At 41.2% G+C, this 16,131-nt stretch carries 14 protein-coding genes; 6 read left to right on the top strand and 8 right to left on the bottom strand.

Going from position 1 to position 16,131, the window contains the following annotated elements; all coding sequences use genetic code 11:
* Positions 1 to 53 precede the first annotated feature (53 nt).
* Positions 54 to 1,301: an imidazolonepropionase gene (gene hutI, locus AAEY55_RS03165; RefSeq protein WP_089368813.1), complete on the top strand. Its 1,248-nt coding sequence runs from the start codon at positions 54 to 56 to the stop codon at positions 1,299 to 1,301.
* 41 nt (positions 1,302 to 1,342) lie between these two features.
* Positions 1,343 to 3,112, top strand: a complete 1,770-nt coding sequence (locus tag AAEY55_RS03160) for a GGDEF domain-containing phosphodiesterase (RefSeq protein WP_080516820.1) — start codon at positions 1,343 to 1,345, stop codon at positions 3,110 to 3,112.
* On the opposite strand, the gene AAEY55_RS03155 is transcribed toward AAEY55_RS03160, so the two are convergent.
* Both AAEY55_RS03155 and rraA read right to left on the bottom strand, forming a co-directional pair.
* The gene (locus AAEY55_RS03155; protein WP_179808229.1) at positions 3,109 to 4,158 is read right to left on the bottom strand and encodes a formimidoylglutamase; all 1,050 of its coding nucleotides are present in this window, start codon (positions 4,156 to 4,158) and stop codon (positions 3,109 to 3,111) included. The genes AAEY55_RS03160 and AAEY55_RS03155 overlap by 4 nt on opposite strands.
* 1 nt (position 4,159) lies before the next feature.
* A complete protein-coding gene (gene rraA, locus AAEY55_RS03150; protein ID WP_011329377.1) occupies positions 4,160 to 4,657 on the bottom strand; it encodes a ribonuclease E activity regulator RraA in 498 nt (165 codons plus the stop codon).
* 334 nt (positions 4,658 to 4,991) lie between these two features.
* On the opposite strand from rraA, the gene AAEY55_RS03145 reads away from it, so the two are divergent.
* On the top strand, positions 4,992 to 6,872 hold the full coding sequence (locus AAEY55_RS03145; RefSeq protein ID WP_182677559.1) for a methyl-accepting chemotaxis protein: 1,881 nt from the start codon (positions 4,992 to 4,994) through the stop codon (positions 6,870 to 6,872).
* 27 nt (positions 6,873 to 6,899) lie between these two features.
* On the opposite strand, the gene AAEY55_RS03140 is transcribed toward AAEY55_RS03145, so the two are convergent.
* From AAEY55_RS03140 to priA, 5 genes are all read right to left on the bottom strand, one after another.
* Entirely contained in the window at positions 6,900 to 7,274 is a 375-nt protein-coding gene (locus AAEY55_RS03140; protein WP_011329375.1) for a gamma-butyrobetaine hydroxylase-like domain-containing protein, read from the bottom strand.
* Positions 7,275 to 7,341: 67 nt separating this feature from the next.
* The gene (gene hslU / locus AAEY55_RS03135) at positions 7,342 to 8,670 is read right to left on the bottom strand and encodes an HslU--HslV peptidase ATPase subunit (RefSeq protein WP_011329374.1); all 1,329 of its coding nucleotides are present in this window, start codon (positions 8,668 to 8,670) and stop codon (positions 7,342 to 7,344) included.
* An 11-nt stretch (positions 8,671 to 8,681) separates the two neighbouring features.
* Positions 8,682 to 9,200, bottom strand: coding sequence for an ATP-dependent protease subunit HslV (gene hslV, locus AAEY55_RS03130; protein ID WP_011329373.1), 519 nt, complete (start codon positions 9,198 to 9,200; stop codon positions 8,682 to 8,684).
* A 79-nt stretch (positions 9,201 to 9,279) separates the two neighbouring features.
* Positions 9,280 to 9,807 carry an SPOR domain-containing protein gene (locus tag AAEY55_RS03125; RefSeq protein ID WP_011329372.1) on the bottom strand — a complete coding sequence of 176 codons (528 nt, stop codon included), beginning with the start codon at positions 9,805 to 9,807 and terminating at the stop codon, positions 9,280 to 9,282.
* A 20-nt stretch (positions 9,808 to 9,827) separates the two neighbouring features.
* Positions 9,828 to 12,014 (bottom strand): primosomal protein N', encoded by a 2,187-nt coding sequence (gene priA, locus AAEY55_RS03120; protein WP_350550017.1) that lies wholly within the window; start codon positions 12,012 to 12,014, stop codon positions 9,828 to 9,830.
* 256 nt (positions 12,015 to 12,270) lie between these two features.
* Between priA and rpmE the strand changes: the two genes are divergently transcribed.
* Together rpmE and AAEY55_RS03110 are read left to right on the top strand one after the other, a co-directional pair.
* Positions 12,271 to 12,486, top strand: coding sequence for a 50S ribosomal protein L31 (gene rpmE / locus AAEY55_RS03115; protein WP_011329369.1), 216 nt, complete (start codon positions 12,271 to 12,273; stop codon positions 12,484 to 12,486).
* 544 nt (positions 12,487 to 13,030) lie between these two features.
* A complete protein-coding gene (locus AAEY55_RS03110; protein ID WP_011329368.1) occupies positions 13,031 to 14,272 on the top strand; it encodes a malic enzyme-like NAD(P)-binding protein in 1,242 nt (413 codons plus the stop codon).
* 98 nt (positions 14,273 to 14,370) lie between these two features.
* On the opposite strand, the gene metJ is transcribed toward AAEY55_RS03110, so the two are convergent.
* Positions 14,371 to 14,691, bottom strand: a complete 321-nt coding sequence (gene metJ, locus AAEY55_RS03105) for a met regulon transcriptional regulator MetJ (protein ID WP_006793094.1) — start codon at positions 14,689 to 14,691, stop codon at positions 14,371 to 14,373.
* Between the two features lie 199 nt (positions 14,692 to 14,890).
* On the opposite strand from metJ, the gene metB reads away from it, so the two are divergent.
* Positions 14,891 to 16,129, top strand: coding sequence for a cystathionine gamma-synthase (metB, locus tag AAEY55_RS03100; protein WP_011329367.1), 1,239 nt, complete (start codon positions 14,891 to 14,893; stop codon positions 16,127 to 16,129).
* The last annotated feature ends 2 nt before the right edge of the window (positions 16,130 to 16,131 follow it).

Genomic DNA, 16,131 nt, shown 5'->3' with positions numbered 1-16,131 from the left:
ACGGGTTGTTAGACTATATTTTAGTCATTATAAAAAACACAAGGGCGCGCAATATGCAAAGTGCAACACCAGGTTATGAATTAGAAGATATTGATTTACTGCTTACCGATGCCAACATTGCCACTATGGATACTGCTGTAGAGGCGCCTTATGGCGCGATAGAAAATGCAGCCTTAGCAATCAAAAATGGAAAAATTATGTGGCTAGGTGAGCAAAAAAACTTACCTAGTTTTGATGTGTTTGCAACGCCGACCTTGAGTATAAAAGGGCAATGGTTAACCCCAGGGTTAATAGATTGCCACACGCATTTAGTGTTTGCAGGCTCTAGAGCAGAGGAGTTTGAGCAGCGCTTACAAGGGGTGAGTTATGAGCAAATTGCTGCCCAAGGTGGCGGTATAACTAGTACAGTTAAAGCCACCCGCGCTGCCGATCATGAGCAGTTATTTGTAGCCGCCAAAGATAGGTTAAATACGTTACTGGCAGAGGGCGTGACAACTGTTGAAATAAAGTCGGGTTATGGACTCGATACTGCCAACGAAGTAAAAATATTAGAAGTGGCGCGCTTACTTGATGAGCATCACCCTATTAATATTAAAACCACCTTTTTAGGGGCGCATGCGCTACCACCAGAGTACAAAGGGCGTAGCGATGACTATATTGATTTAGTATGTAACGATATGCTTGATCAGGTAGTGGCTAATAACCTTGCTGATGCGGTTGATGTTTTTTGTGAGAATGTAGGCTTTAGCTATACCCAAACTAAGCGGGTGTTCGAGGCGGCAAAAAAACATAACTTGCCAGTAAAATGCCATGCCGAGCAGCTCTCTAATCAACACGGTGCTGAGCTGGTGGCGCAATTTAACGGGCTATCGGCTGATCATATTGAATACCTAGATGAAGATGGCGTAAAAGCGATGGCACAGGCCGGCACAGTAGCAGTATTGTTGCCTGGCGCATTTTACTTTTTAAGAGAAACACAACTTCCGCCAATAGCTTTGCTTAATCAATATAAAGTGCCTATAGCGATTGCTAGCGACTTTAATCCGGGCACCTCACCGCTGTGTTCGCTACAATTAATGATGAATATGGCATGCACATTATTTAGATTAACACCCGAGCAGTCACTTGCTGGAGTAACTCGTAATGCTGCTAAAGCTTTAGGATTAACAGACCGCGGAGTTTTAAAAGTAGGTGCGAGGGCCGACATTGCACATTGGCAAATAAGCCATCCAGCACAATTAAGTTACCAGTTTGGGGTAAATAAACTGTTAAACTTATGGATTATGGGTAAACTTATTTAGTCACACCTTTACCCCAGACCGATAAGTAGGCCTTAATATTTATGCTTTTATTTAATTTTTTAGCCAGTACCAGTAGTGCTAATTTGAGCTTGATTAGCGACAGTGGCTTGCCGGTTTTTTTTAGTGGCGCCTTACTTATGGCGATGATCGCTACCTTGCTGAGCGTAAAAAATACAGCATCTAGATTAAGCTACTTATGCACAGGGTTAATAGGGTTGGCTATTTTAAGCAGTGGTGCTGCATGGCTTAGCGCTTTACTCGCATTAGGTTTTGGCTTTAATTTGTGGCATGCAATTGTACATAAAAACAAGCTGTTAATTATATTAAGTGCACTTGCTGCGGTGTTGTTTATAGCATTACTTATAGCCATTGCAGCGTTTGGCATTGCACTGTTTTGGATTGTTAGTGCGGTGTTGTTATTATCATTAACTGGGTTTATTACTAATAATGAGACACTTAATCAAGCGCCCTTGAAGCAGCAGCAAGCAGCACCTGAACATTACATCGAAAGCTCTCCGCTGGCCTCTTTTGCCGATAAACAAAAATTACGTCAAGGTTATAATACGTGGCGTAATAAAGCACCGTCACTAGGGGCGTTGGTAATTCTTCGTTTAGAAGGTTTTGAGCAAGTTAATCAGCATATTGGGCGTGATTTTGGTGATTTACTGCTTGCTCAGTCGGCGAATAGAATAAAAGAATTACTCAATAATGATGGCATTGTATCGTTAGAGGACGATGAAAAACTAGCCCATTTAGGAGGGCTTAATTTTGCCTTTATTTGTAACTTAGCCAGCCATAAACACTTGCATGAAAAAATAATTACCGAAATATTTGGCGCTACACTTAAACCTTTTAATGTGGCTAACTGCACTATAGAAGTGACCGCAAGAGCAAGCTATGTGCATTGTAATGAGCAAGATGAAGACTTTGATAATTTAATTAAGTCGGCTTATTTAGCACTTGATAGCCAGCCAAAACAACAGGTGGTTGCTTATCATCAACAAATGATGATCGAGCAGTTAGAGCAGCAAGCACGATTAAAAGAGCTTGCAGAAATTGATTTCACCAATGAGTTCGAGCTGTATTTTCAGCCGGTTATTGTAAATGATAATGGCCAAATTGAATTTTTAGAACTATTACTGCGTTGGCAGCATCCTAAGCAAGGCATACTTTCAGCGAGTCGTTTTATTGATGATATTAGAATTGCAGGGCTTGCTTACCCACTGGCTATATTTGTTATAGAGCGCGCTGCTGAACTTGCAATGGCATTGCGTATGGAGGGCTTTGCAGTGCCATTGAGCATTAATGTATTTGGCCCTGAAATGCTCAATGAAGAGTTTGTAGAATTTGTAACGAGTGCTATGAAAGAGCATAACTTAAGGCCTGGCGATTTAATTGTTGAGTGCCCGCTACATATTTTTACTAACCTAGATGACAAAGGGCGAGCCATGATTGCGCGGCTTAATAATATAGGCTTAAAAGTGTGTGTTGATGGTTTGGGCGATAACCCCGTTTCGCTCTCTAAGTTACCTAGTTTAGCGGTAGAATACATTAAAGTCGCGCCAGCATTAACTGCTGATTTTAGTAATCAAAACAATATTCGCAGCCTAGTTGTTGGTATGGTACAAATGCATAATCAACAAAGTACTAAGGTTATTTTTGAAGGGGTTGAAACCCTAGATCAGCTTAAATTTGTAAAAAGCCTAAAAGGCTATGCTGCACAAGGCTATTATTTTGGCCACCCATTAAGCAGTGTTGGTTTAATGAGCTGGTTAAAGCAGTGGCAATTAGCGCAGCAGCAAAGTAATTAAGCACACTCTTTGGCTTGCAGGTAACTATTCACTAGTGCGCTAATAACTTGTCCGCAATGCACTTTACCGGCTTTAATCCCGCTGGGATGTTGAATGGGAGCTGCTTCGCATAAGTGTAAGTAGTGAGAGTGGCGGTTGCTTGCAGCTAAATGCACAAAGTGCTCAGCGTCACTTACGCTAAAACCACTACAGGTATAAGCACTTACAGGCATAAATGCAATGCTATCTAAATCAACCTCAACACCTAGAGGCGCTGCATCAAAACTCTTCAGCGCATTGCTCACTGCTTGAGTTAGATTAATTTCACGTTTAACGGCGATTGACTGATAGCTATTAAAAGTAAAATTAGCAGCGGCTAACGCATCTATAATAGCTTGATTGTTTTTTAGCTCGTGCAAGCCAATAACATGGTAACTTTTTAAACACTGCGCGCTGTACGCATAGCTAAAGCCATTACCACTGTGGCGGCCTTCGCATTCTCGAAAGTCGGCGTGGGGATCAAAATTTATAGCGTTAATAGCGGTGTTTTTATACTTAGCTAACGCTTTTATAATACCTAAGCAATTATTATGGCCACCACCAATAACAATGGGTTCAAGCCCCGCTTTAAATATTAAACTTAATATAGCTTCTACGCGTTGATCAAGTTGCTCACATAACTCACGCAACTGTGTTAAATGGGCAGGTTTTTGGTTGTCGAGTAGAGCGCTTTGCGCCATTAAATCAGCTGTGTGCACTTCGCCAAGTAACAGTACTTTTTGCGTGGCAATAAATTGATTATAAGGCTGGTTTAAAAAACGTTGTAAAAAAGCCGGCCATGCTTGCTCTGCACCCCCGGCTCCTAAGTTTGCTTTTGGGCCAATATCTTCACAAATACCCAGTAACACGTAGCGCATGCCAAATTGTGCGGCATCGCTAAGCGCTTGTTGTATATTTACGTCGGTATCGAGTAATGACATTGACTGCCATACTTTGGTTTCGTTAGCGCGACTAGTGCAAAACGACTTAACCGCGCTTTCATCGTAAACGTTTAAATAGTGCGCCACGTTATATTTCTACGATTTCCAGTTCTAGCTCTTCTGCAGATAATACAATGCCGGTGCTGTCGGCATAAATAAAGTCATCATCAAAAAACGATACGCCAGCAAAGTTAACCCCAATGCCGTCTTCGCCTGCGCCTTGGCTATCTGCTGCAACCGGAATAGAGGCAATAGCTTGAATGCCTAAATCAAGCTCTTCAATTTCGTCTACGTGGCGTACAGCCCCGTAAACAATAATACCTTGCCAGTTGTTTTCAAGTGCAAGTTCGGCCAGTTCAATATCGATAAGCGCACGACGAGTAGAGCCACCACCGTCAATAAGTAGCACTAGGTCTGTACCATCTTGAGAAAGTAATTCACGGATAAGTTCATTATTTTCAAAACATTTAACCGTTTTAATGCGGCCACCAAAGCTGTGTCGGCCACCAAAGTTGATGAACATAGGTTCAAGCACGTCAACCACATCGGCAAAGTGGTCACATAAGTCAGAAGTGCTGTAATCCATTATTTTATCCTCAAAAGATACATTAGTTTATGCTTCAGTATACCCTCCTTATATGCAATAACAACGACTTAATCGCAGTAAATTTAGGCAAAATAGGCGGCTAATAAATAATTTGTAATCATTGGCCTATACAATGTATAGGCCTTAAGTTATTGCTGGCATATAATCCGCAACTAAATAATTGCGCGGTTAATTAAGCTAAATAACGTCACTTTAAAAAGTGCTCAGCAGTGCAGGTGTTTTAGTGTTTTTCGGTATTTCTTTCTTTGTTAAAAGCTTAAGTTATTTAAGTGTAAGTAACAGAGTTGCTCATTAAATTTTTAAAGGTGTAACAATGATTGTTTTGCAAAACTTGACCATTAAGCGGCGTTTACAGCTAAATGCTTTAACTGTTGCTTTGGCCATGCTGGCTTTTTTATATGTAATTATCACAGGTTCACAAACCACGTTAAAGTTAACTAACATCACGCAACAGGCCGAGCAGTTAAACATTCATCAGTTGCAGTTAAGTGCACATGAAAAAACCTTTTTGTTTTATAAACAGCCACAAGCACTCTCATTATTTGAACAAGAATACGCACAATTAAATAAACAAATAATTCAATTACAATCGCAAATGCAAGATTCAGAGATTGATACACAGCAGATAACCCTCTATATGCGTTTAATAAAAAGCTTTTATAGTGATTTTAATGAGGTTGTGCGACTGCAAAAAAGTATTGGCTTACATCAAGACGATGGGCTTTATGGGCAACTGCGAAGTGCTGTACATGAAGTAGAAAGTTTGCTCAATCAACAAGATGAATACCAGCTATTGACCCTAATGCTACAGCTAAGACGTGCCGAAAAAGACTTTATGTTACGTTTGGATGAAAAATATTTAGCAAGTTTTCAAGATCATGTTGATACGTTACAGCAAAAAATAACGAGCTCATCACTAAGTCAAAACATTAAAAGTAATTTAAAAAACCTACTGTCTAATTATCAAAGTGCTTTTCAAACATTGGTAAAAACGCAGCTTGAATTAGGTGTTGATCTAGACTCTGGCGCACTTGGGCGCATGCAACAAAGTGTAGAGCAAAGTGATCAGTTGGTAATGCAGCTAGTAGCAGATACTAAATTGCAAGTTGAAGCCAGTATAGCTAAAGCACAGTCGGTCGCTATTATGGTGTTTATTATATCGGGTATTATAGTTTTAACCCTGGTTTACTTAACCAGTCGCTCTATCATTGTACCTGTAGAGCGTATTTACCAATCTATAAACAAGATTCGACGCAATAATGATTTAACAGTAACCATTGAGCAAATTGGCAATGACGAAATTACGATTATGTCGAAAGATTTTAATAGTTTAATTGGTGACTTTAATAACCTTATAAATGAGGTGAGTGGGGCTTTAAATGCGTTAAATATCGCGACTGAAAATTTATCAGAAAGTACCGCCGCAACCAGCTCGGGTATGCAAGATCAATTACATGAAGCCGATATGGTGGCCACTGCGGCGACCGAAATGCAGGCGACCATTCAAGATATTTCACATAATACCGAAGCTGCTGCTAAAAAAGCAGAATCAACTAATTTAAGTGCGCAACAAGGTCGTAGTGAGGTTGAGTCAACCGTCGCGCATATTAGAGGGTTGTCTGACTCTTTAGAGCATGCGTCAAGTGTCGTTTCTTTATTAGAAAAAGACGGTGAAACAATAGGCTCTGTGCTTGATGTTATTCGTGCGATTGCCGATCAAACTAACTTGTTAGCGTTAAACGCTGCTATTGAAGCCGCTAGAGCGGGTGAGCAAGGCAGAGGGTTTGCTGTGGTTGCAGATGAAGTGCGCTCATTGGCTCAACGAACACAAGAATCTACAAGTGAAATAGAAGGTATAATAAATACTCTACAACAGCGCACTCAAGAAGTGGTGAGTATTATGCATCAGTGCCGCTCACAAGGTGATGAAAGTGCATCGCAAGCAAATAGAGCTGGTGAGTTACTCGGGGCAATAACCGAAGATGTGCAAACGATTATGGAAATGAGCACCCAAATTGCTGTGGCAATTGATCAACAAAGCCAAGTAGCATCTGAAGTAAATAAAAATGTGGTGAGTATTCGTGATATTGCCAGAAACACCTCAGGGCACGCTGCTAACAATGCGCAAACAAGCGAAGAAGTATCAGCGCAAGCACGAGTGCTTTTTGCTGCAATTGACAAATTTAAGGTTTAAAACTTAGCAATAAAGTACCCGTATAGTTTAAGGAATAAACTTTATGGGTACGCTGTCTTTAGAGTTATTGTGTTCACTAACCCGCTTTAAATACTCATCCCATAGAGTTGCTTGCTGCGCCTGTAGTTTTGCAAAATATTGCCAGCTAAATAACCCGCTATTGTGGCCATCGTCAAAATCTAAACGCAGTGCGTAATGACCAACATGAGCAATGTTTTTAATACCAACGGATTGTTTATTGAATACTAATTTCATTGGCCCTGAGCCATGTCCTTGCACTTCTGCAGAAGGAGAGTGCACACGTAAAAATTCACAACTAAATACGGCTTGGCTGTCATCATCAAAGTAAACATCTAAATTTTTGCTAACGCTGTGGTAATGTACTTTTGTTACGTGTTTCATTTTTATCTCATTAAAAAGCCCCCAGTGCGGAGGCTTTTAGTATAACTGTTTATGCAGCTAATTTTAATTAAAGAATGTAGCGGCTTAAATCTTCATCTTCAACCAGCGCACCTAAGTGTTTTTCAACATAAGCGGCGTCAACTACCAGTGATGTTCCGGCTTGCTCTGAAGCGTCATATGAAATTTCTTCCATTAGTTTTTCCATTACCGTATGTAAGCGACGAGCACCGATGTTTTCGGTTTTTTCGTTAACTTGCCAAGCGGCTTTAGCAATGCGCTCAATTGCATCATCACTAAATTCAATAGTAACTTGCTCAGTTTTAAGCAGTTCACGCTGCTGCTCGGTAAGCGATGCATGCGGCTCTGTTAAAATACGTTTAAAGTCATCAGCAGTAAGTGCTTCAAGCTCTACACGAATAGGAAGGCGACCTTGTAGCTCAGGGATCATGTCTGATGGCTTAGCCATTTGAAATGCGCCCGAAGCAATAAATAGCATATGGTCAGTTTTAACCATGCCGTGCTTAGTGCTAACCGTACAACCTTCAATTAATGGTAGTAAGTCGCGCTGTACGCCTTCACGACTAACGTCTGGACCTGATGAGTCACCGCGTTTACAAATTTTGTCTATTTCATCAATAAATACAATACCATTTTGTTCAACTGCAAAAATAGCCTGCTCTTTTAGTTCTTCAGGATTAACTAGCTTAGCGGCTTCTTCTTCACTTAATAATTTAAAGGCTTCTTTAATTTTTAACTTACGCTTAGTGCGCTTATCGCCACCCATGTTTTGAAACATGCTTTGCAACTGGTTGGTCATATCTTCCATACCAGGGGGGGCCATAATTTCTACGTTTGGTTGTGCTTGAGCTAAATCAATTTCGATTTCTTTGTCATCTAATTGGCCTTCACGTAGCTTTTTACGAAACGTTTGACGAGTTGAAGAGCTGTCATCGCGTTGGCTTTCGCCATATTGATCTTTAGCTGGTGGTAAAAGCGCATCTAAAATACGCTCTTCGGCTGCTTCTTCAGCGCGATGCTTAAACTTTTTAGTTTGTTGCTCACGCGTCATTTTAATCGCAACATCGACTAAATCGCGGATGATGGTTTCAACTTCCTTACCAACATAGCCAATTTCGGTGAATTTAGTTGCTTCTACTTTAATAAATGGCGCGTTAGCAAGCTTAGCTAAACGGCGCGCAATTTCGGTTTTACCAACACCCGTTGGGCCAATCATTAAAATATTTTTAGGTGTTACTTCATTACGTAAATCATCACTTAGCTGCATCCGGCGCCAGCGGTTACGCAGTGCAATAGCAACGGCTTTTTTAGCTTTTGCTTGACCAATAATGTGCTGATCTAGCTCGTGAACAATTTCTCTTGGGGTCATAGCAGACATAGCGGTTCCTGTTACAATTCTTCGATAGTTTGAAAGTCGTTAGTGAATACGCAGATATTGCCTGCAATGGTTAGGCTTTTTTCTACTATTTCGCGAGCACTTAAATCGGTGTTTTCCAGTAAGGCAGTTGCTGCCGATTGGGCAAAGTTACCGCCACTGCCAATGGCAATTAAGTCATTTTCTGGCTGTACTACATCACCATTACCGGTAATGATTAAAGAGGCTGTTTCGTCGGCTACAGCAAGCAGTGCTTCGAGCTTGCGCAAAGCGCGATCGCTGCGCCAGTCTTTGGCCATTTCAACCGCGGCTTTAGTGAGGTTACCTTGGTGCATTTCTAGTTTGCTTTCAAAGCGTTCGAAAAGGGTGAAGGCATCAGCAGTACCGCCGGCAAAGCCAGCAATTACTTTGCCATTATAGAGGCGTCGAACTTTACGGGCATTGCCCTTCATTACTGTGTTACCAAGCGAAACTTGGCCGTCGCCGCCAATTACAACATTGTTGCCGCGGCGTACACTTACGATAGTAGTCATATTATTCCTCATCATCGAGCTGCAGGGGCAACTCGTAAAAAACGATTATGAAGAGGTTATATGGGTGAATGGTTTATTTTCAAGTCCAGCCCCAAATTCCGCAGCCGACTATTTTTACACGTTTAAGTTTATTTTTATCGCTCTCAGCTTGGCGCTTGGTTTTATAGGGGCCTAAGCGTACTTTATACCAAATGCCACTGCTGCCTGTGGTCTCTTTTATTTCAGAAATAAGCCCTGCAAAGGCTATTTTAGCTTTTAGCGATTCAGCCTGCGGGTAGGTTCTAAACGAACCGCATTGCATAACGTAAGGGCCTTTTTGTTCAAGTTCTTTTACTTCAACCTGAATTTCGTGGTTTCTAATTTCTTTAATAAACGCAGGCGTACGTGGTACAACAACTTCTACAGGAGTTGTAGGTACAGGGTTAGCTTGTTTTTCGACTAGCTCAGGATCGGCGTTATTTTTAATAAACCATAAGCCATAAGCAAAACCTGCCACCAATAAAGTAACAATTAAAACTAACAGTATTGGAAAGGGTTTTTTAGCGGGCGCTGATTTCGCTTTTTTGCGGTTTGCTGGTTTTTTGTTAATGTAATCGTGCTGTGCCATAGCTTTATTTTGGCCTTAACCTAAATCATGTCTATAGGGTCTACGTCTAGGCTCCAGCGTACTTTTTGTGCAAGTTTGCTAGTGCTTAGATAATCAACCATTTGCGCAAGATATTGGTGCAATACGCGGCGATCTTGCGCTTGAATGTGTAATTGAAAACGATACATACCTGCTACTTTTTCAAGAGGAGCAGGTATTGGACCAAGCAATTGTATACCAGTTACCCCGCTTACTGGAACCAAATCTGTCAAAAAATCGACGACTTGTTTTATATTGTGTCCTTGGGCGCGAACAATGGCCATATTTGTGATTGGTGGTAGGTCTGCATCTTCACGTTCACGCAGTGCAAAGCGAGCAAAATCCTGATAACCATTATTAACCAAATCTTGTAATAGTGGGTGCTCAGGAAAGTGTGTTTGCAATAACACTTGGCCTGCCTCACCTGAGCGCCCAGCACGCCCGGCCACTTGCGTAACAAGTTGGGCTAAATGCTCAGTTGCTCTAAAATCACAGGAGTATAAGCCGCTGTCTACGTCTAAAATAACCACTAAACTTACATCGGCAAAGTGATGCCCTTTAGCCAACATTTGCGTGCCCACTAAAATGCGCGCGCCGCCTAGGTTTATTTCATCCAGTGCTTTTTCAAGGCTGCCTTTACGACGAGTAGAGTCGCGGTCGATACGTGTAACAGGGGTTTGTGGAAATTCACTCGATAAAAACTCTTCTATTTGCTCAGTGCCTTTACCATTAGGAAAAATTTGCGTGCTACCGCAGTCGGGGCATTGGTGTGGAACATGATATTGATCGCCACAGTGATGGCAAATCATTTGCCCAATAGCTTTATGAAAAGTGGCACTGGTGCTGCAACGCTTGCATTCGCTTAACCAGCCACATTCATGGCAAATTAACGTGGGCGAAAATCCACGACGATTTAAAAACACCATCACTTGTTTGCCACGTTTTAAATGTTGGCGCATGGTAGCAAGGCTGGCATGGGCAATGCCTGCTTGGTCGGGCTGACCTTTCATATCGAGTAATTTAAATTGGTTATCGGTAGCGGTTTGCGCGCGCTCAGTAAGGCTCAGTAGTTGGTATTTATTATTAATTGCTTTGTGCAGGGTTTCGAGTGCCGGTGTTGCACTGCCTAATATAAGCGGAATTTTATGCTGATATGCACGATACGCAGCTAAATCACGGGCATGGTAGCGCAGCGTGTCTTGCTGTTTAAAAGACGAGTCATGTTCTTCATCAACCACTATCATGCCGAGCTTTAAAAATGGCAGAAAAATACTCGAACGTGTGCCTATTACTATGGCGCAGCTGGCTTTTTCGCAAAAACGCCAGGTTTGTAAGCGTTCATTATCGGTTAAAGCTGAATGCCAAAGCATAATGGGGGTGTCGGGAAAGCGGCGGCGAAAGCGGTTAACGGTTTGCGGGGTTAAGCCTATTTCGGGCACTAATACTAGTGCTTGTTCGCCGCGCTTTAGTACTTCTTCTAAACATTGTAAGTACACTTCTGTTTTGCCGCTACCGGTTACACCTTCTAATAAAAAGCTGCTAAAACCGCTGCTTTGATTAATTGTGGTGCAGGCAACCGCTTGCTCTTTGTTAAGTGTTGGTTTGCTACCCACTGTTGGGGCTACACTTTGCCAGTGGTTATCATGCTCAATTGACTGCGTTATGAGTGCTTTATCTATTAAGCTATCAATGGTTTTTTTACTAAAGCCCAAAGCTTTTAACTCGGTTAATGACGACTTGCCTGATTGCGATAGCTGCTTTAGTAAATTAAGTTGAGTCTTAGCTTTTAATGACGGCAGCAGCGCGCCTTTTTCCGTTAGGGCTACCATATTAATGCTGGTTTTATCAGGCGATTCGCCTTGGCGTAGTGCGCTTGGCAATGCAATATGAATGGTTTCACCCAGCGGGTAGCAATAATAACGGGCAGTAAAGCGCAGTAACTCTATGTGCTCTTCAGATAAAATTGGCGTATCGTCGATAATTTCAAAAATTGCCTTTATTTTGTTTTCAGGCACTTCGGTTGTTGTTTTAAGCGCTAAAACCACGGCTACTTTACGTTGATTACCAAAGGGTACTAACACCCGCATTCCGGGTTTTAATGGCGCAGAAGCTTCACCAAGCTGGCTATCTACTTTATAATCAAAGGTGCGCGGTAGTGGAACTTTTATAGCAACTTCAACAAAATACATAGTAACTCAACTGTTAAAAAAATAATGGGGGAGGGCGTGCTAATACTTGGCCCTAATGTACTAAAAATACAGCTAAAAACCTACTACCAAATAACCTTGTTTACTCAAAATGGTTATTTTTTTAGCAAAAATACTAATTAATGCTTGTGTGCTTGATGGTTGTTGGATAAAATCCGCCACCAATAAATTTGTTTTAACGACGTATGGTGCCAGACTCCGGGTTTGGAGAGCGATGCGGCCTTAACTAGAGGTTTCTATGAAAGAAGGTATTCACCCTAAGTACGAAGTAATTTCTGCAACTTGTTCATGTGGAAACGAATTCGAAACTAGCTCTACTCTGTGTAAAAATATTCACCTAGACGTTTGTTCTGCGTGTCACCCGTTTTACACTGGTAAGCAAAAGATTTTAGACACTGGCGGACGTGTTGATCGTTTCAACAAGCGTTTCGGTGCACTTGGTAGCAAAAAGTAATTATTGCTATTTAGTTAAAAAAAGCATCTTAGGATGCTTTTTTTATGCCTAAAAATACTCTAACTTCCCCCTAACCTCGCTAGTTTTAAGTTTATTGCTTTTGCATAACTATTTCCTGTTCTTATTCTCGGTATGCATAAACCTTTGCAGACAAATGACCTAATATTCTCTATATTTTTAATAGCTTAATTTTAAACTCGGTTTCTAAAAGTGGCCAACATGAAGCTATGTGTTGTTAAAGCAGAATAAATAATCGCTTTTAGCTGATTTTATTCACATTTTAAAAACGCTGTTTTGTGAATAATACTTTTAACTAAAATAAGCTTGAAAAGTGCCTTTTAGCACAATTTATATTTATGAAAAGTAGCGATGTTTTTATCGAAGTTGCTGAAAATTCGCTTAAAATTAACAGATCTAGCATATAACAGGATAGACCTGATATTGCTTGGAATTTAAAAATAATAAGGGTATCGTACTTTAAGGCATGTTAAGTGTCGCTTTACTCCCTCTCACTTTAACTTAAATTGCAGGATATAATCGCGTTATGTCGGACTTTCGTGAACAAGCACTACATTATCACTCTCACCCCGTTCCAGGTAAAATCAGCATTGAGCTAACCAAGCCTGCAGAAACGGCTCATGATCTCGCTTTAGCTTATAGCCCCGGTGTAGCTGAGCCGGTGCGTGAAATTGCTGCTGACCCTGTAAATGCCTATAAGTACACAGGTAAAGGTAATTTGGTTGCAGTGATCACCAATGGTACTGCTATTTTAGGTTTAGGAAATTTAGGGCCTTTAGCGTCAAAACCGGTAATGGAAGGCAAGGCGTTGTTGTTTAAGCGTTTTGCAGGCATTGACTCAATTGATATTGAAGTAAAACACCGCACTACCGAAGACTTTATAAATACTGTGGCTAATATTGCTGATACTTTTGGCGGTATTAACCTTGAAGATATTAAAGCACCAGAGTGTTTTGAAATTGAAAAGGCGCTTATTGAACGCTGTAGTATTCCTGTTTTTCATGATGATCAGCACGGCACGGCTATTGTAACGGCTGCAGGCATGATAAATGCACTGGAAGTGCAAGGCAAAGATATTGAAGATGCAGTTATTGTATGTTTAGGTGCCGGCGCTGCAGCGATTGCTTGTATGGAGTTATTAATTAAGTGTGGTGCACTGCGTGAACATATTTATATGCTTGATCGTAAAGGTGTTATTCACACTCGCCGTGATGATTTAAACGAGTACAAACAGTTATTTGCTAACAATACCGATAAGCGTACATTACAAGATGTAATTGAAGATGCTGACGTATTTGTTGGTGTATCGGGCCCTAACTTATTATCGGCCGATGATTTAAAATTAATGGCGGCAAAGCCAGTCGTATTTGCTTGTTCGAACCCAGACCCTGAGATTGATCCGGCACTGGCACACGGCGCACGAAGCGATTTAATTATGGCAACAGGGCGCTCAGATTACCCTAACCAAGTTAATAACGTGTTGTGTTTTCCGTTTATTTTCCGTGGTGCACTTGATGTGCGTGCTAGTGAAATTAACGATGAAATGAAAATTGCAGCAGTTGAAGCTATTCGTAGTATTGCCAAAGAGCCGGTTCCACCAGAAGTACTAAAAGCTGCCGGTGTAGATAAGCTAGCGTTTGGTGCAGAGTATATTATTCCTAAGCCTATGGATCCGCGTTTATTGCCGCGTATTGCTAAAGCAGTTGCATTAGCAGCCATTGCTTCAGGCGTAGCGCAAATAGAGCTGCCAGCAAACTATATGGAATAAGCAGCATTATGTTGCTCGGTATTAAGTTACTTCAGTGTAATTTATAGCCATAAAAAAACCTCAGCATGGCTGAGGTTTTTTTGTTTAAAAGCCGCTGTTTAGTCTTCGTTTAAAACAGGAACTTCTAAGCCCATTTCTTGCATTATTTTTTTCACTTCTTCAGGCACTTTTTCGGCGTTATCTTTACGTAAATCATCATCGTTAGGTAACGGTTGCCCAGTAAACGCATGCAAAAATGCTTCACATAATAGCTCGCTATTAGTTGCATGGCGTAAGTTATTAATTTGCCTACGGGTGCGTTCATCGGTTAGTACTTTTAATACATTTAGCGGGATCGAAACGGTGATCTTTTTAACTTGCTCTGATTTTTTCCCGTGTTCTGCGTATGGGTGAATATACTCGCCATTCCATTTTGCCATAAGATGTATCGTTGCCTCAGATTATTAATTGCTCACCCTACTAAAAAATAGCGCGAATATGCGTGAAATTCTATCGATTTAAACAAATTAGTCAAATACTTGTTGCACAGATGGCTAGGTGTTTAAATGTTTTGACTTCTTAAGTTGAATGAATTACTGTTTTAGACGTCTAAACATCTAAATAAAGCAGGTAATAAATATGAGTGAAAAAAATAAAGCGACAATTGCAGTTCGCAGTGGTGTCGATGCTGATAAGCACCATGGCGCGGTTGTGCCTCCGCTGTATTTATCAACCACTTATTCGTTTGCCGACTTTGATACAAAACGTCAATATGACTATGGCCGCAGTGGTAATCCAAATCGTGATACTTTAGCCCAAGCACTCAGCGAACTCGAAGGTGGTGCTCGCGGCATTATTACTGCAACAGGAATGGCTGCCGTACATTTAGCCACTCAGCTGCTTAATAGTGACGATACGTTAGTGATCCCCCATGATTGTTATGGCGGCAGCTATCGCTTATTTACCTCATTACAAAAGCGCGGCCTATTAAAACTCGAAGTGTTAGATTTAACTAAACCAGAAAGTTTGCAGCAAATTTTAGTAATCAAACCTAAGTTAATTTGGATAGAAACCCCTAGTAACCCTATTTTACGTTTAACTGATATTAAAGCAGTAACCGATATTGCGAAACAATGCGGTGCTTTGGTAGCCGCAGATAACACTTTTTTATCGCCTGCATTACAAAACCCGATTAAATTTGGCGTTGATATTGTGGTGCACTCAACCACTAAGTACATAAATGGCCACTCAGACGTGGTTGGCGGTGCGGTTATTGCTGCAACTGACGAACTAGGTGAAGAACTGGCTTGGTGGGCAAATAATATTGGTATAACGGGGGCACCGTTTGATAGTTACTTAACTTTGCGTGGCTTGCGTACTTTAAATGTACGCTTACGGCAGCATCAAGAAAATGCCTTAGCTATTGCTAAGTACCTTGAAAGCTCAAAATTTGTTAGCCAAGTATATTACCCGGGGCTAGAGTCGCATCCACAACATGAATTGGCTAAAGCACAGCAACTTGGTTTTGGTGGCATGGTTAGTTTTGACATTAAAGGTGATGTAAATGACGCAGCTGCATTTTTAACAAACCTTAAAACATTTAGCTTAGCTGAATCTTTAGGTGGCGTAGAGAGCTTAATATGCCACCCAGCAACAATGACGCATGCAGGAATGGAAGCCGAGGCTCGTTTAGCCGCTGGCGTTGGCGATACGCTTATTCGTGTGTCGGTAGGTATTGAAGATGTAGCAGATTTATTAGCAGACTTTGATCGGGTATTTAATTTAGTGCAACCAGGTCAGCACAATAACGCAGGTAAAGCAGGTGCTAGCGCAAGTAGTAATGTTAAATTGAGCGCTGCTCACCCGGCGTTGTGGTAATT

Source organism: Pseudoalteromonas sp. 120-MNA-CIBAN-0494, assembly GCF_040308885.1.
GTDB classification, from domain to species: domain Bacteria; phylum Pseudomonadota; class Gammaproteobacteria; order Enterobacterales; family Alteromonadaceae; genus Pseudoalteromonas; species Pseudoalteromonas nigrifaciens.
This window is presented reverse-complemented; position numbering and strand designations above follow the sequence as displayed.

Coding starts and splice junctions, on each gene's coding strand:
- hslU (WP_011329374.1), bottom strand. CDS start 8,670: ATGTCTGCTATGACCCCAAGAGAAATTGTTCACGAGCTAGATCAGCAC.
- AAEY55_RS03110 (WP_011329368.1), top strand. CDS start 13,031: ATGTCGGACTTTCGTGAACAAGCACTACATTATCACTCTCACCCCGTT.
- metB (WP_011329367.1), top strand. CDS start 14,891: ATGAGTGAAAAAAATAAAGCGACAATTGCAGTTCGCAGTGGTGTCGAT.
- rraA (WP_011329377.1), bottom strand. CDS start 4,657: ATGGATTACAGCACTTCTGACTTATGTGACCACTTTGCCGATGTGGTT.
- AAEY55_RS03160 (WP_080516820.1), top strand. CDS start 1,343: ATGCTTTTATTTAATTTTTTAGCCAGTACCAGTAGTGCTAATTTGAGC.
- priA (WP_350550017.1), bottom strand. CDS start 12,014: ATGTATTTTGTTGAAGTTGCTATAAAAGTTCCACTACCGCGCACCTTT.
- hutI (WP_089368813.1), top strand. CDS start 54: ATGCAAAGTGCAACACCAGGTTATGAATTAGAAGATATTGATTTACTG.
- rpmE (WP_011329369.1), top strand. CDS start 12,271: ATGAAAGAAGGTATTCACCCTAAGTACGAAGTAATTTCTGCAACTTGT.
- metJ (WP_006793094.1), bottom strand. CDS start 14,691: ATGGCAAAATGGAATGGCGAGTATATTCACCCATACGCAGAACACGGG.
- hslV (WP_011329373.1), bottom strand. CDS start 9,200: ATGACTACTATCGTAAGTGTACGCCGCGGCAACAATGTTGTAATTGGC.
- AAEY55_RS03125 (WP_011329372.1), bottom strand. CDS start 9,807: ATGGCACAGCACGATTACATTAACAAAAAACCAGCAAACCGCAAAAAA.
- AAEY55_RS03145 (WP_182677559.1), top strand. CDS start 4,992: ATGATTGTTTTGCAAAACTTGACCATTAAGCGGCGTTTACAGCTAAAT.
- AAEY55_RS03140 (WP_011329375.1), bottom strand. CDS start 7,274: ATGAAACACGTAACAAAAGTACATTACCACAGCGTTAGCAAAAATTTA.